We start from the raw sequence: 15,354 nt of genomic DNA on the forward strand, positions 1-15,354 counted from the left end.
GTATATACAAGCTGTCAAGAGTTCATCGGAATGCGCACGCCGCGCTCGCGGGCCACCTCGGCGGCATGGTCGTAGCCGGCGTCGACATGCCGGATGACGCCCATGCCCGGGTCGTTGGTGAGTACGCGCTCCAGCTTCTGGGCGGCCAGTTCGGTGCCGTCGGCGATGCACACCTGCCCGGCGTGGATGGAGCGGCCCATGCCGACGCCGCCACCGTGGTGGATCGACACCCACGAGGCGCCGGAGGCGGTGTTGACCAGGGCATTGAGCAGCGGCCAGTCGGCAATGGCGTCGGAGCCGTCGGCCATCGCCTCGGTTTCCCGATACGGCGAGGCCACCGAGCCGGAATCGAGGTGATCGCGGCCGATGGCGATGGGCGCGGAGAGCTCGCCCGAGGCGACCATCTCGTTGAACTTCAGCCCGGCACGGTGTCGTTCGCCGTAACCGAGCCAGCAGATCCGCGCGGGCAGACCCTCGAACTTCACCTTCTCGCCTGCCAGCTCGATCCACCGCCGGAGGTGCTCGTTCTCCGGGAACAGCTCTAGGATCGCCCGGTCGGTGGCGGCGATGTCTTTCGGGTCGCCGGACAGCGCGGCCCAGCGGAACGGGCCGAGCCCCTCCTCGAACAGCGGCCGGATGTAGGCCGGGACGAATCCGGGGAACTCGAAAGCGCGGTCGTAGCCGCCCTTTCGGGCCTCGTCGCGGATGGAGTTGCCGTAGTCGAAGACCTCCGCGCCCTTGTCCATGAAGCCGACCATGGCTTCGACGTGCTTGGCCATCGATGCCTGCGACTCCGTGGTGAACCAGGCCGGATCCTTGTCGGCGAGGGTGTGCCAGTCCTCGAGCGCGACGCCGATCGGCAGGTAGGACAGCGGGTCGTGTGCCGAGGTCTGATCGGTGACGATGTCGATCGGCGCTGCCATGGCCAGCAGCTGTGGGAAGACCTCGGCGGCATTGCCGAGCACGCCGATGGACAGCGGCCTGCGCTCGTCGCGGGCGCGGATCGCCAGGTCGAGCGCCTCCTGCACCGTCTCGGCCTTGGTGTCGAGATAACCGTGATCGATGCGGCGGTCGATGCGCGCCGGGTCGCATTCCACGCAGATCGCCACGCCCTCGTTCATCGTCACCGCCAGCGGCTGGGCGCCGCCCATGCCGCCGAGGCCCGCGGTGAGCGTGATGGTGCCCGCCAGGGATCCGCCGAATCGCTTGCGCGCCACCGCGCCGAAGGTTTCGTAGGTTCCCTGCAGGATGCCCTGGCTACCGATGTAGATCCAGGAACCGGCGGTCATCTGGCCGTACATGATCAGGCCGAGCTGCTCCAGCTTGCGGAACTCTTCCCAGTTGGCCCAATCGCCGACGAGGTTGGAGTTCGCCAGCAGAACGCGGGGCGCCCACTCGTGGGTGCGGAAGACGCCGACCGGCTTGCCCGACTGGACCAGCAGCGTCTCATCGGATTTCAGGGTCTTCAGTGTGCGCACGATCGCGTCGAACGCGGCCCAGCTGCGCGCGGCCCGGCCGGTGCCGCCGTAGACGAGGAGATCGTCGGGGCGTTCGGCGACTTCGGGGTCGAGGTTGTTCATCAGCATCCGCAGCGCGCCTTCTTGCTGCCAGCCGAGGGTGCTCAGTTCGGTGCCGCGGTCCGCGGAGACGGGACGTGGGCCAGGTTCGGGCGTGGATGCGTCGGTCATGTTCTCTCCTCTGACGGGTGTGCGCGGGGTCACTCAATGGGTGTATAGTCCTGTATATACAACCACCTGTCAAGCGTGCTCGGAGGTCTTCCACTTGCTCGCGCCACTACGCATCGGCCACTACGGGAAGCTATGAGCGACATGTCGATCCGAACAGCGCGCGGCGCGAGCGTCCCGCGTCGGACGCGGTCGAGCCGCGCCCTGGAACGAGTGGTCGAAGCGAACGCAGCGCCGCTGGCGTGTGGGAGGGTGTTCGGCGACGCCGAGTGCGGTGCCGACCGCGGCGTGGCCCGACCGGTCCGTCCGCGACGTATCCTCGGGGCGATATCGGAATCGGGCGACCGAGACTCGGCGGCGCTGTCGGTCGTCGCCCGGCGGCTACGGGTGTCGGCGCGGAGCGTGTCGGTGCGAAGCCCCGTGAGGCAAGGGAACGGATGTCGGTGGTGGCGATCGAAATAGTCGACGCGGACCTGGCCGCGCTCTACGACGGACTCGGTACCGAGTTCGCCGCGTACGAGCGCGTCAAGCAGCTGATCGCTTCGCAGATCAAGGGCGGCCGGTGGCGGCCGGGCGATCAGATCCCCTCCGAGAACCAACTCGTCAACGCGTTGGGCCTGTCCCGGATGACCATCAACCGGGCTCTGCGCGACCTCACCGCCGACGGCGTGCTGAACCGGGTGATGGGCGTCGGCACCTTCGTGGCGCAGGCCAAAACGGCCTCACCGCTGTTCGAGGTGAAGAACATCGCCGACGAGATCCAGCAGCGCGGGCATCGGCACCGCACCGAGGTGGTGTTCGTCCGGGCCGAAGACGTCGAGATGGGTCACCCGGTGCTGGGTAACGCACTGGGCGGCAAGGTGTTCCATTCGCTGATCGTGCATTTCGAGGACGACGTGCCGATTCAGGTGGAGGACCGCTACGTCAACCCGGCCGAGGCGCCGGAGTATCTCCAGCAGGATTTCACCACGCTGACCCCGAACACCTATCTCAGCAAGGTGGCCCCGCTGGAGCGTGGTGAGCACGTCGTCGAGGCGGTCCTGGCCAGCGCCGAGGAATGCAGATTGCTCGGTATCCCACGCTCGGAACCGTGCCTGTTGATCCGGCGGCGTACCTGGTCGTCGACCGGCCTGGTCAGCGCGGCCCGACTGATCCACCCGGGTTCGCGGAACCGGCTCGAGGGCAGTTTCGGCAGCTCTCCGATCTGACGCACCCGCGCGACGGCAGGAGTGTCGCCGTACCTCGGCCTGATTCCGGAACTGGCGGCTACGTCCGAGCTCGAATTCCCATCCATCCCAATGGCAATTGGAGACGCCGTGCTCGAATCTCCGCCACCATTTCCGCGTAGCCCTCTCGGGCTTCGCTCAGGTGACACCATGCCTCGTGGCGCGTTTCGCCATCCGCCGAATGCAGCACTGTCCACCACGTCTCCGCATACAGCTTGGCGATGTGGCTCAACACCTCGCCCAGCGAATGCGTGTGCTTGCGTGCGCCTTTCGTACGTGGAAGGTTGCGCGCCGCCCACGAATCGATCTCGCGCACGACTCGGTCGATCCTTAAGCGAAGCCGTTCACGAGCAACCGCTTTGTACTGCGGCATCGGGGCGATTTGTGCGGGTATCAGTTCGGCATGCATATCGCCGAGCTCTCGTACCCATTCCACGAGAGGCAGGCTGCCGGTACGGCATCCGGAGATGGCCTGAAGTAGATGCGCGGGTTCCAACAACGGGACTGTCCTGATTCGGTCCATTGTGGGTGTCGATCCGTTCGAATACATCACGTTCTGCCTGTAACTGAGAGACGAGTTGTTCGATCCACCTTCGGATTTCATTCGGACTTGGCGTTGCGCACACGGCAAGCGAGGTATCCCGCCCCGACGGCCACCGCCCAGACGGCGCCGACCGCGACGGCGGTGCGCCCGCTGCCGGTGAACAACAGCAGAACGACGACGAGAACGAGAAGTCCGAGCGCGAACCAAGTGGTCACCGGCGCGGCGGGCAGCCGGTAGTCGCTGGCGGGCAGTGCGCCGGCCCTGACGCGGGCGCGGTAGATCATGTGGCAGACGAGAATGATTCCCCAGACGAAGATGATGCCGACGGTGGAGACCGAGGTGATGTAGGCGAACGCCCTGTCGGGGGAGATGGCGTTGACGATTACGCCCAGAACCATGACACCGGCGGAAAGGCAGATTCCGGCGAAGGGCACCGAGCGGGAGTTGAGTGCGCCGACCGCGGCCGGTGCTTCCCCGCGCAGCGACAGGCTGCGAAGCATCCGTCCCGTGGAGTAGATGCCCGAGTTGCACGACGACAGTGCGGCGGTGAGCAGGACGAAGTTGACAATGCCTGCCGCGGCGGGGATTCCGATCTGCTCGAAGACTTCGACGAACGGACTTCTTCCCGCGTGGAACGTTCGCCAACTGGCAACAGACATGATCACCAACAGCGAACCGATGTAGAACAGGCCTATGCGAATCGGCAGAGTGTTGATCGCTTTCCGCAGCGTCTTCTTCGGGTCGCGGGCCTCGCCGGCGGTCACACCGACGAGTTCGACGCCGACGTAGGCGAACAGCACGATCTGCAATGTCATCAAAGACGGTCCGAAGCCCTGGGGGAACACTCCGCCGTCGTCCCATAGATTGGTAACGGACGGCTGCGCGGCGTGGCCGAATCCTATTGTCAGAACTCCGATCCCGATCAGGATCATGCCGAGGATCGCGGTGATCTTGACCGCGGAGAACCAGAACTCGGCCTCCCCGAACAGCCGTACCGAGATCATGTTCGCACCGAACAGCGCCGTCAACACAACCAGCGCGGTGATCCACGGTTCGATGTCGAACCAGTACTCGACGTACTTGCCCGCGACGGTGATCTCGGCCATGCAGGTGCTCACCCACACCGCCCAATAGGTCCAACCGGTGGCGAACCCGGCGAAACGGCCGAGGAACTCGTTGGCGTACTCCGCGAAACTGCCGGACACCGGCCGGTACGTCAGCAACTCCCCAAGCGCGCGCATCACGACGAAGACGGCCACTCCCGCAACGAGATACGACAGAATCAACGCGGGCCCCGCCTGCTCGATCGCTCCGGCCGAACCGTAGAACAGACCGGTGCCGATCGCCCCACCGATCGCGATCATCTGTATCGTCCGCGGAGTCAAACCGCGGGCGTATCCCTCCGACTCGCTGGTCGCCGGTGCCGGCCGCGCACTCCTCTTCGTCTGATTCTGCTGATCGGGAATCGTCATACATCTCCTTCGGCGCCCGCGGCCGCGGTCAGGGCGGGGGTCTCTCCGCTACGCGGCATGCGTCGTCGTCTGGATTTTCAGATTGATTCGTGGGGCGGTGTCGAGGGGTGGTGACAGCGCCGCGGCCGATCGACGTGATGTGCATCACCAGTAGGCCGGCACCTAGTATCGAATATTCCTCAGCGCTATCGATATTGTGTTGCAGATAATTCTGATATTGGCTGTCCACTGCGCGAGATGTTCCAGCTGGGCGCTGAATCACGGCCTGGTGTCGTGGAATCTTCGGTATTGAGCGGTAGTGCCGCTCGTTCGGAGGCGTTGGATCCAGCCCAGTGCTGGGTCTGAGCGCCTGTGGATCGACGAGGGCGCTGCATCGGGTGCCGAGCTTGCTCATGTCCGATAACCCTGGCTCATCGCCCCCTGTCCGCCATGGCTTGGAGGGTCCCGGCCGCCACTACGACACGTCGCGGTCTCCGCACTAGGAGAGCCCTGGCTCGGTTTGTCTCGGCATGCTCGCGCAATACGATTGGCGGGAAGGGATCGACGAGATCCGGAAGGTTTCGCAGCGGCTCGGATCGCGGCCACGCGCCACGGCGGGACCGACCGCGCGCGGCCTGGAGCCACCCCGTTTGACCAGCGGATTAGCTCTCCAGACATACACTGTTGTAATCTCTTCAAGCGCCCCAAGCGGGCGCACCACGGGCTGTGGCGCAGTTTGGTAGCGCACTTGACTGGGGGTCAAGTGGTCGCAGGTTCAAATCCTGTCAGCCCGACATAGAAAACCCCTTCCGACCAGGTCGGAAGGGGTTTTCTCGTTCTCGGCCGGACGTCGGAATTCGAGCGTTTCTCACAAAAATCTCACGTTTTCGGCTCCCGCGACCCCCGCGCCCAGGCCTCGAGCACGTCCCGGTTGTCGGGCACCGTTTCGGGGATGTCGATGTAGTGGGTCTTGGCCACCTCCCGGGTGTTGCCCAGCTGGCGCGCGGCACGCTCGGGGTCGTCGTAGGCGTGATCGACCGCGGTCGCCACGCCCTTGCGGAAGGTTCGCGGAGTGACCCAGGCGAAGCTCTCCCCACGCGCTGCCCGCCAGATGCGTCCGAAGTTGTTCGGGTTGCGCACCGAGCCGTTGCGCGCCGGGAACAACAACCCCATCGGGTTGGGCCGGGCGGTGACCTCGAGGTCCTTGATCGCCTCCCGGACCGCCTCGACGGTGTGCTCGGGCAGCAGGATGCGCCGCCACCCGTTGTCGGTTTTGGGAGCTGGTTTGCGTACCCATCCTCCGGAGCCCTCGCCTTTGACCTCGACGAGGGTGCCGGTTACATCGAGGTAGGGATCGCTGGCGTCGAGATCGATGTCGTCGAGCAGCAGGGCGAACACCTCGTGTGGACGCATCCCGGTCCCGGTGATCACATCGACCACCCACACCACCGTCCAATCCCGCGCCGGCCCACTGACGTAGCCGGGGGTGCCGGGGATGGCCTCTCCGCGCGCCCACGCACGCACCTGCGCCCGGAACGCTGGGAGCGCGCCGTGGTCTTGCACCTTGCCTCGCGCCGTGACGCGGCGGCGGGTGAATCCGCCGACCCCGTCGATCGGGTTGGTGTCGATCACCCCGTGGCGGACCGCGATCTGCATCATGGCGCGCAGGATGATCTTGTGTTGCTTGGCTTTGCGTCGCAATCCCAGCGAGACGAGGTGTTTGAGGTGGCGGTCGAGCTCACTGGCGGTGGCCTGCCAGATCTGCAGCCGACCCAGCGAGTTCTCGATCTTGATCGTCTTCCGGCTGGCACGCCGGTCTTTCGAGACATAGATCTCGCGCCGGTAATCCTCCACATTGCCTGCGGCGTAGGCGTCGTCACCGGCCAGCTCGCGCAGCAACTCGGCCGCCAGATCGATCAGCTTGGTAGTGCGCGTGATTCGTCCCTGGCCGAGCTGGTCTCGATAGTCGCGCATCGCCTCGGCCAACCGGTTTCGGGCATCGTCGGCACTCGAGCCGATCCGTTCGATCTGATGCGCCCCACCTGCGCCGTAGTACCGCACGGTTGTCCGCCAGCGTCCGTTGGCCTGCTTCTTCGGCTTGGTCGGCACCCCGAAGGTACCCACCGGCTTCGGTAGCCGTCCTCCCACGTGCCTCCCTTCCGAATCATCTCGATTGCCGCCAGTTCGCCCCGATCGATGACCGCCCGGCGTCGCGTCGTGCTTCGGTCTCAGTGGTCAGGGAGCTGCGCCCGGCGAAGATGCTTCAGTGCGCCGGTCAGCGTGCAGCGACCATCCAACTGGCCGCAAGAGCCAAATAGTTGCTAGAAGATTGCTGTCAGTGTTAGTGGCATCCGCCGCCGCAGCTGCTGGTTCCAGCGCTAGGCGGTCACGAACTGCTGCGACCGCCGCCTCCGCGCTCCACCTGTTGCTGCTCCCAGGCGAGCAAGTCGCTGAGCCGGTAGCGGCGGTACCTGCCCATCCGCGCATAGCGTGGGCCGCGACCACCCGCGGCCCACGCCGCCAGCGTCTTCACCGGAATCTGCAGGCGGCGCGCAACCTCGTGCGTACTGAGCCAGATCTCGTCCAACCCGCTGGTATCGGCACCTAACGTGGGCTCGGTCGATGCGAAACCACCCGAGGATCGAGCCGGTTTCGGCGTCGGCTTACCACGCATGAGAGAACGCTTCGAACGAAAGTCCTGGGAGACAATAGATCCGGCGGCCGCGCACCTCGGCGATGATCGGAAAGCGATTGCGCCTCGAAGGACTACGAAGCGGGCGAAGCAGTGCCGCAACGGTGTCCCGATCGGGAATGCATGGCGCAACGGCGAGCGTCGCGTCGCGCGGGCAACACTGCGAGTGCCCTACTCGCGCTCTGCTGTGTGAAACCTTGGCCCTGCCGGGCGCTTTCGAGTACAGCACAGCACAGCAGATCAGTTTCGAACTCGAATTCGGCATGACGAACTCCTCACGGGCCCGTCTGCCTGATTCCCAACCGCGAGCCTACCAGCGCGCGGACCATCCAGCTCCCCTCGGAGCGAGACCGACTCCACGCCAACGCATTGCCAGCCCCAGCATCGAGGCGACACCGCCACCAAGAATCGGAACTGGAGGATCGGCACATCGGAACGCACCTTCCGCCGCAGCCGATTCGTGTCGGACCGCACCCGCTCACTCTCGGCCCCGCTCCGGTCACAGCGGCCCGAGAACGCTGTGGCGCTCCCGGGACCGACGGGGAAGTGGCCCGTCCTCCATCTCGACTGGTCGAGGACAGGCTCGTCTCTCCATGTAGTCCACGTTCAGGATGTGGCCTTCGGCGTCGTCGGCTGGCCCGCGCCGATATAGGTCATATCGCCCCGCCGACCACTCGAGCGCCACGGGGAGCTGCGGCTGAGTCCCGCGCCCCTGGCTCGACGCTCCTGCTCTGCCGAGCAGGTCGTCAACGACACGGATCGGCACATGAGCAGAACGCCGCGTTGGTTGGGTCGGCGGTTCAGTAGTTCGCGGTGGCTGGGGTCGATGCCGACTTGCCGACGGATACGTGCCGGGAGGTGGAGTGGCTAGCCGCCCATGAGGCTGCATTGACGCGGACGATGACGCCCTCGCTGTGGCGGCGCATGTCCAGGCGGGTCGCAGGCTCCCAGTCCGCGGTGTGCACAACGGTTTTCGCCATAACGCGCCATTGATGTCGACACGTCGGATGCCGCGATGGTGGTCACCAGGCGAGAATGGCGTCACCACCGCTCGCTGCGGTGTGCGCGGATGGTCTCCGAACGACGAAAAGACACCTATGGCAGCGCAAATTCGCTACGAAAAGGAGTCCTTACATCTGTAAGAGTCCACGGCGCGCTGCACGCTTGCAACGCGAATGTGTTCATGTCGAGCGAGATTACACCTCGTTTATCTCCTGAGGTGACAGCGTGGTCCATGGCCCGCGTCTGCAGGTCGCATATTCATGCCCTGGCGAGCTCGCATCGCCGGTACGGGCAGCCCGCAAATCCCATTCCACCAATATGATTCCGAGGATAATGCGAGGCAGTTCGGTGGCATCGTGCCGCGAACCCTGCGAAGGTTGCGGGGGTTGGTCTAGGTAGCCGCCTAGGCTTCCTAGCGCACGGTTGCCAAGTGGTGATGGGGTGGTTGTTCTGGGTTGTGTGTTCGGGTCGGAACCTGGGGTGCGGCTGAAGTTCCAGGAGGGTTCCGAACTGGCGATGTGGGCAGATCTCGTCGGCGAGTTGTCTTTGACGTATCGGTGTACTGTCTCGCGGAGCATAACTGCAGCTCATGCAGGGCAGCGCCGGACCTCCGGGTCCGGCGAGAATCTCAACGCCGAGGGCATCCCCGAGGTGAGCGCCTACGGGCGCGCAGCGCCGGACCTCCGGGTCCGGCGAGAATCTCAACGACGCCACGGACCTCGAGAACTACATCAAGTCCAGGCAGCGCCGGACCTCCGGGTCCGGCGAGAATCTCAACACTCGTTGTCGTCGGCGCTGACGCTCGGTCGGATCGCAGCGCCGGACCTCCGGGTCCGGCGAGAATCTCAACGACACCGAGTATCGCGACGCGGAGATCCCGGCGGAGGCAGCGCCGGACCTCCGGGTCCGGCGAGAATCTCAACAACCTGCGCAACGCGGGCCTGTCCGAGGACGAGGCAGCGCCGGACCTCCGGGTCCGGCGAGAATCTCAACGTGGACGGTCCCGCAGCTGCAGGCGTACGCGAAGGGCAGCGCCGGACCTCCGGGTCCGGCGAGAATCTCAACACCGTCGGCTCGCCGCGTTCGCCATCGACCACGGCGGCAGCGCCGGACCTCCGGGTCCGGCGAGAATCTCAACTTCGAGCGGCCCGACCTCACGGACCCCCGCGAGCGCAGCGCCGGACCTCCGGGTCCGGCGAGAATCTCAACTGGAAGGTCATCGCCACCTTGGAAAAAGACACCAAGGCAGCGCCGGACCTCCGGGTCCGGCGAGAATCTCAACACCGGCGAGAACGTCAGATCGTATCCAGCGACGGTCGCAGCGCCGGACCTCCGGGTCCGGCGAGAATCTCAACGCGTAGCCGTCGGGCAGGCGGATCTCCTCGGTCACGCAGCGCCGGACCTCCGGGTCCGGCGAGAATCTCAACATCGGCAGCGTGTTCGACACGATGGCGCTCGCACGCAGCGCCGGACCTCCGGGTCCGGCGAGAATCTCAACTTCGGACGAGCCAACGGAGCCAGCGGCCGCATGTCGCAGCGCCGGACCTCCGGATCCGGCGAGAATCTCAACAAGAACTTCCACGAGATGGCGACGCCGATCATGGAGCAGCGCCGGACCTCCGGGTCCGGCGAGAATCTCAACTCACCCAAGGGTTTGTCGCAGTAGACGCAGGCGAGGCAGCGCCGGACCTCCGGGTCCGGCGAGAATCTCAACGGCCATCTGGATCCGTGACGGCCGTGAGCCGCGGCGCAGCGCCGGACCTCCGGGTCCGGCGAGAATCTCAACAACGGGAGCATGCAGGTTCCCGATCCAGTCTCGGGGCAGCGCCGGACCTCCGGGTCCGGCGAGAATCTCAACACCCGTGCCGCACGCCAAGTCTCGTCGTCGATCCGCGCAGCGCCGGACCTACGGGTCCGGCGAGAATCTCAACTCCGGCCAGCATGGCGGCGATGAACCGCGGAATGAGCAGCGCCGGACCTCCGGGTCCGGCGAGAATCTCAACGATCTGGTTCCCGCGCGCGGGCAGACTGCGGACGGTGCAGCGCCGGACCTCCGGGTCCGGCGAGAATCTCAAATCGCAACGGAATCCGTCCGAAGCCTCCCCGCCGCGCCCGGGGTAATCGTTTGGCGACTACCCCGGACCACGCTTCGCAGAACCCCGTCGGCTACTGCGGTCTTCCGGAGAAGACCGAGTTCTGCAGACGCTCTTGCGGTTACGGCTGCGTCGAGATCAGCACGCGCGATTTCCTGCCCGGTCAGTACGTGCGCGCCATCCAGGACCGCGTCCGCCGGATGTTTGCCGGATCGGCGCTTGAGTTCATTCGCTGGGTAGACCGGATGGGCGCCGAGCACGGTGTTCCGGTCCTGCCCGTGCGCAATCCCGCTGCCCGATAACCGCTTCGTCTCGTCGCTGGAACCCTACGACCAGCCGCTGAGCAACCCGGCGGCCAGGGTGGCGAGCTCGCAGAGCCCGTGCGGAGCGAATAATGATGAGCGACAACAACTCCTACGGCCAGATGGTCTGCTGGCCGGCCTGCATGCCCTGCTCCGGCTGCGACTGCCAACACGTCGACCTCCCGTCGGGCAGGATGTCCGAGGGCGGAAGAACCGAGATCCGCACCTGCCCGGACTGTGGCACGCAGATCGCTACAGTGCCGCGGTTGACCTGCCGCAACCGACTGGCTCACCTGACCGAACCCGGGCGTCGAATCCAGAGATCCCGCTGCCGCTTTCAGCGACAGCGAACCCTTGTTGTGCACCGACCGGCGCCGAAGGGGTGGTGGGCTACACCAGTTCGGGTGCTCCGCGGCGGATGCGGTTGAGTGCGTCGTCGGCGCGGGTCGATTGCAGCGATTTCAGGATCGGCACCGCGGTGGTCCAGGCGTCCGTTGCTCCGGCGTGGTCACCGTATTCCCAGCGCGCGACACCGACGTCGGCGATGGTTCGACCCCAGACCCGCCGGTGCTGGGCGGGGTCCCAGTACGAGGCGGCTTGGAGGTGGTGGGTCTCGGCTTCGCGCCATTCACCGAGGGCGCGGAAGGCTTTCGCTGTCTGGTTGTGCGTGGTGGCTTTGTCACCGCACCACCACGCGCACCAGGAGGGAGCCGCGGACACCTGGTCGGTGTGGATTCCGGGTTCGGTCGCGACGAGAGCGGCACGGGCATCGGCATGGCGGCCGGTTTCGGCGTGGCAGCGTGCGAGCGCCACGGTGAACCCGGCCTCGGTGGCGATGTCGACCTTGCCGCGTGCGCGGCGGAGGGCTTCTTCGGCCAGGTCGACACAGAACCGGCGTTGTCCGAGGTCGGCGCCTTGGAGTGCGAGGATCCGGAACACCCATCCGTCGTGGCCGGGTATCCCGGATTCGGTGGCTAGGTCCAGCGCGGTCAGGTAGTAGCGTTGCGCCAGCCCGTGGTGGGCGGCGTCGTGGGTTTTGAATCCGGCGAGGTAGGCGAGCTCGGCCGCAGCGGAGAACGCCTGCGCGCGTACAACCGTTGTCGAGTGGCGGGCGCGGAGCATGTCGGCGACGTCGGTGGCCAGCAGTTCGGCGACCGCGGTACGGCCGACACCGCCTCCGCGGTGTTCATCCAGGCGCGCGAACGCATCGATGACCTGCCGCAGCGCTTGGACCTCGCCGATGCCGACCATGCGGGAGCGGTCGGTGGCGACGAGGCGCTGGACCGGTTCGCCTGGCAGCGCCAGGGCGCTGGCGCTGGTCGCGGCGGAGTAGGCGGCGCGGCGTAGGAACGAGCGTCTGTCCACGTCATTCCTCCCAAGAGCGGTCATCGAGGTTACCGGGTCGATCGCAGGTCCGAACAGTCGTTGGTAGCAGGAGATCACATCGGCGTTCGGAGTGCGGCGACCGGTCTCGAAATGCCCCAACGCGGCCTTACTCCACGAGGTCCGGGCCGCCACCGCATCCAGAGACATTCCCGCCGCTTCCCGTGCTGCTGGCAGCCGCGCACCGACCATCGCCGGGTCCGGTGTCGCCATCTTCCGACGGCGTCAGCCTCGCGGTCGTCCACGGCGTGGTACTGCAGCGAGGGCGACCGAGGCGGCCGAAATGGCCTGACGTTTTGGAGCTTTTCGGAGGCTTGACCTCGTCATCGAGGTGGCGCAAAGCCTTCAGGCCATCGGGTTTCAGAGTTGTACGAAATCCCGGTCAGGTTCGCCCCGGTGAGGTTCGCGCCGGTCAGGTTCGCACCATCCAGTGCCGCCCCGGTGAGATTCGCCCCGGTGAGGTTCGCGTTGGTCAGCGTCGCGCGGAACAAATCCGCGCCGATCAGGCTCGCCCCAGTCAGGTTCGCGCTGCTCAGGTCCGCAAGAATCAGATCTGCGTCGTTCAGGTCCGTGTCTCTCAGACTCGCCCGGTGCACGTTTGCCTCGCCGAGGTCCGCCCCGCTTAGTTTCGCCCTTGCCAGGCTCGCAACGTGCAGGTTCGCGCTATTCAGCTTCGCACCGGTCAGATCTGCACCAAGCAGATACGCACCAGTCAGGTCTGCGCCATTGACGGTCGCCCCGGTCAGGTTGGCGTCGAACAGGTAGGCGCCCTTCAAGTTCGCATAGGACAGGATCGCCTCGTTCATGTTCGCGTTGCGCAGATGCGCGTCATTCAAGTCCGCATGGGAGAAGTTGGCTCGGTACAACTGCGCACGAGTTAGGTTCGCATGAGCTAAGTTCGCGCCGCTCAGGGTCACGAGGGCCAGGTCCGCCTGGTACAGACCAGCGCGAGTGAGGCAGGTTTCGTGAAGTTCTGGCTTGTCCTCGACACGCTCGAAATTCGTGCCCCGGCGGCTGATGACGGTCAGCGCAGCTTCGATATCCACTGGCCTCGCAGCAGGTGGAGTTGGGCAGTCGGTTGCGGGTGCCTGGGTGCGTACGAATGCCGCAATGACTGCGAACACAGTCGCGTGATCGTTCCGGGAGTCCTTGGCGAGGCGTTCGAGCAGGTAGATACCCGAGAGCCGGACGTTGATCTTGTCCGAGGCCAGCTGCTCGGCGGCCAGGCGGAAGCGATCGGTGACCGCAGTCTGCTGTGAGAGTCCGTACTGATTGTTGGTTGCCCGCAGGGACTGGTTGGTGAAGTAGAGAGCACCCACGGTGCCAGCCGCCACGACGACGGTGGCGATGGTGGTCATGGCGGCACCGAGTTTGGGCCATCCCGGCCAGTGCAGAAACCGGCCCACCCGTGACGCAGTAGACGGGGGCGGATCCACTGGCTCTGTCGGTGGAGCGGCAGAGGCAGCTGGACGCAGCGACCGGCCGCGACCGGCCACCGGAGCTCGCCGCGCGGAAGGACTTCCACCCGTTGTCATTCCCGGTCTCCTGTCGCGCGAGGTGTGCCGCCAAGGTACCCGTTATCCAGCGACGAGTCAGGGTTCTCGGAGGTATCCCTAGCCCTGGCGCTGACACTCGCCGAGGGCCACCAGCACGACATCGTCCGCAAGACCGCGACGCTCCCGCGCACCGCGGCCAAAATGGCCGGCACCGCAGCGGGGTCGACGACGACAAGCGCCTGCGATCCTGGCCCGTCATGCCGAAGCGCAGTCGTCGCGCGAGATCCATTGCTATTGCGGCGTCGAGGTCAGCTCGCGGCCGTCCGCGGCGTGGTGATTGCCGGGAGATCCCGACCTCGCGGTCTTACTGCGCCGCTCGGCACGAGCGAATACGTTGTCGGCCATGACCTTGCCTGAGATCGTGCTCACCGAATACACGCCGAGCGACCTGCCCACATTGCAACAGTGGTGGAAAGACAAGGATGTGTTGGAGTACGTCCACGAACTGGAGCACCAGTTGGAAGGCGATACGCCGGGCTCCAAGGTGGGCGCTGGCAAGTACATCGCCCGGCGGAATGTGCGCTTCATGGTGCGCGATGCGGTCACCGGTGCGGCGGTCGGGTTCATCTGCGTACAGGTGACCGGCGCGAGTTGGACTGAACGGGAAGGCGAGCCGGTGATGCCGCCTTTCCACGGCGGCGTGAACATCGTCATCGATCCCCTGCGACAGCACGGCGGCATCGGACCGGCCGCACTCAAAGCCCTCTTTGACCATCCGAAGCTTGAGAATCTGGTGACGCTGGGCGGGGCCGTCGACGCCGCGAACAAGGCGAGCCTTGGGATGCTGCGCAAACTCGGCTATGTGCCGTCCGGTCCTGCTGTGAAGGGCATGGTTCCGTTCACGGTCCCCGGCCCAGCGGCGCGGCGTTCATCCACCGTTTCCGACCACCGATGAGTTCCGGCGAGAATCTCAACGGTGCCTTGTACATCGGCACCGATATCCCGGGGTGTGCAGCGCCGGACCTTCGGTATCGGCGAGAATCTGAACATCCAGATGGTTGGCGACCTCATCGCCACGGCGGTGGCAGCGCCGGACCTCCGGGTTCGGCGCGAATCTCAATTCGGTCTTCGGCCGTACCAGCGCGGTCCCGCGGCAGCAGCGCCGGACTTTTGGGTCCGGCGAGAATCTCAACAAGCCCGACGGCTGTACGCCCCCACTACGGCGGCGCGCGCCGGACTCTCGGGTTCGGCAAGAAGCTCAACATGGACTGAGCGAAGTCGACCATGCTGGTCTTCAGGCAGCGCCGCACCTCAGGGGTCAGCGCGAATCTCAACAGCTGTGCCACAGTGGATCTCCGAGCATTACACGGCAGCGCTGGACTTCCGGGTCCGGCGAGAGTCTCAACAGGTAGGCCTCGTCGCCGGGGTACTTCCCGCCAAAGGCAGCGCCGGATCTCAGGGTCTGGCGAGAATCTCAACG

General features: G+C 65.8%; 10 protein-coding genes, 1 tRNA gene, 1 pseudogene and 1 CRISPR repeat array. Of the genes and pseudogenes, 4 read left to right on the forward strand and 8 right to left on the reverse strand.

Going from position 1 to position 15,354, the window contains the following annotated elements:
* Positions 1–14: 14 nt before the first annotated feature.
* Complete coding sequence (gene hutU / locus ABZV58_RS28495; protein WP_355003257.1) at positions 15–1,688, reverse strand: urocanate hydratase; 1,674 nt, start codon at positions 1,686–1,688, stop codon at positions 15–17.
* A gap of 434 nt (positions 1,689–2,122) precedes the next feature.
* Between hutU and hutC the strand changes: the two genes are divergently transcribed.
* On the forward strand, positions 2,123–2,893 hold the full coding sequence (hutC, locus tag ABZV58_RS28500; RefSeq protein ID WP_355003258.1) for a histidine utilization repressor: 771 nt from the start codon (positions 2,123–2,125) through the stop codon (positions 2,891–2,893).
* A 58-nt stretch (positions 2,894–2,951) separates the two neighbouring features.
* On the opposite strand, the gene ABZV58_RS28505 is transcribed toward hutC, so the two are convergent.
* On the reverse strand, positions 2,952–3,347 hold the full coding sequence (locus ABZV58_RS28505) for a hypothetical protein (protein ID WP_355003259.1): 396 nt from the start codon (positions 3,345–3,347) through the stop codon (positions 2,952–2,954).
* Between the two features lie 164 nt (positions 3,348–3,511).
* Positions 3,512–4,927: an amino acid permease gene (locus tag ABZV58_RS28510; protein ID WP_355003260.1), complete on the reverse strand. Its 1,416-nt coding sequence runs from the start codon at positions 4,925–4,927 to the stop codon at positions 3,512–3,514.
* A gap of 699 nt (positions 4,928–5,626) precedes the next feature.
* On the opposite strand from ABZV58_RS28510, the gene ABZV58_RS28515 reads away from it, so the two are divergent.
* A tRNA-Pro gene (locus ABZV58_RS28515) sits at positions 5,627–5,700 on the forward strand.
* 85 nt (positions 5,701–5,785) lie between these two features.
* Here ABZV58_RS28515 and ABZV58_RS28520 read toward each other — a convergent pair.
* On the reverse strand, positions 5,786–7,030 hold the full coding sequence (locus ABZV58_RS28520; RefSeq protein WP_355003261.1) for a hypothetical protein: 1,245 nt from the start codon (positions 7,028–7,030) through the stop codon (positions 5,786–5,788).
* Between the two features lie 262 nt (positions 7,031–7,292).
* Positions 7,293–7,493: a helix-turn-helix domain-containing protein gene (locus tag ABZV58_RS28525; RefSeq protein WP_355003262.1), complete on the reverse strand. Its 201-nt coding sequence runs from the start codon at positions 7,491–7,493 to the stop codon at positions 7,293–7,295.
* A gap of 1,703 nt (positions 7,494–9,196) precedes the next feature.
* Positions 9,197–10,676: a CRISPR direct-repeat array (repeat unit 37 nt; unit sequence GCAGCGCCGGACCTCCGGGTCCGGCGAGAATCTCAAC).
* Positions 10,677–10,725: 49 nt separating this feature from the next.
* Between ABZV58_RS28525 and ABZV58_RS28530 the strand changes: the two genes are divergently transcribed.
* Complete coding sequence (locus ABZV58_RS28530; RefSeq protein ID WP_355003263.1) at positions 10,726–10,995, forward strand: hypothetical protein; 270 nt, start codon at positions 10,726–10,728, stop codon at positions 10,993–10,995.
* 390 nt (positions 10,996–11,385) lie between these two features.
* Here the strand turns inward: ABZV58_RS28530 and ABZV58_RS28535 are convergent, their stop codons facing one another.
* The 3 genes and pseudogenes from ABZV58_RS28535 to ABZV58_RS28545 form a co-directional block, all read right to left on the reverse strand.
* Positions 11,386–12,360, reverse strand: a complete 975-nt coding sequence (locus ABZV58_RS28535) for a hypothetical protein (protein ID WP_355003467.1) — start codon at positions 12,358–12,360, stop codon at positions 11,386–11,388.
* An 84-nt stretch (positions 12,361–12,444) separates the two neighbouring features.
* Positions 12,445–12,591 (reverse strand): annotated as a pseudogene (locus ABZV58_RS28540) (helix-turn-helix transcriptional regulator); the annotation flags it as partial.
* Positions 12,592–12,701: 110 nt separating this feature from the next.
* The gene (locus tag ABZV58_RS28545) at positions 12,702–13,736 is read right to left on the reverse strand and encodes a pentapeptide repeat-containing protein (RefSeq protein ID WP_355003264.1); all 1,035 of its coding nucleotides are present in this window, start codon (positions 13,734–13,736) and stop codon (positions 12,702–12,704) included.
* 541 nt (positions 13,737–14,277) lie between these two features.
* Here ABZV58_RS28545 and ABZV58_RS28550 point away from each other — a divergent pair.
* The gene (locus tag ABZV58_RS28550; protein WP_355003265.1) at positions 14,278–14,829 is read left to right on the forward strand and encodes a GNAT family protein; all 552 of its coding nucleotides are present in this window, start codon (positions 14,278–14,280) and stop codon (positions 14,827–14,829) included.
* The last annotated feature ends 525 nt before the right edge of the window (positions 14,830–15,354 follow it).

The organism is Nocardia sp. NPDC004654 (assembly GCF_040609595.1).
Lineage (GTDB): Bacteria > Actinomycetota > Actinomycetes > Mycobacteriales > Mycobacteriaceae > Nocardia.

Excerpts from the sequence above, each read along its gene's own strand:
- hutC (WP_355003258.1), top strand. The coding sequence starts at position 2,123 with ATGTCGGTGGTGGCGATCGAAATAGTCGACGCGGACCTGGCCGCGCTC.
- ABZV58_RS28550 (WP_355003265.1), top strand. The coding sequence starts at position 14,278 with ATGACCTTGCCTGAGATCGTGCTCACCGAATACACGCCGAGCGACCTG.
- hutU (WP_355003257.1), bottom strand. The coding sequence starts at position 1,688 with ATGACCGACGCATCCACGCCCGAACCTGGCCCACGTCCCGTCTCCGCG.
- ABZV58_RS28545 (WP_355003264.1), bottom strand. The coding sequence starts at position 13,736 with ATGACCACCATCGCCACCGTCGTCGTGGCGGCTGGCACCGTGGGTGCT.
- ABZV58_RS28510 (WP_355003260.1), bottom strand. The coding sequence starts at position 4,927 with ATGACGATTCCCGATCAGCAGAATCAGACGAAGAGGAGTGCGCGGCCG.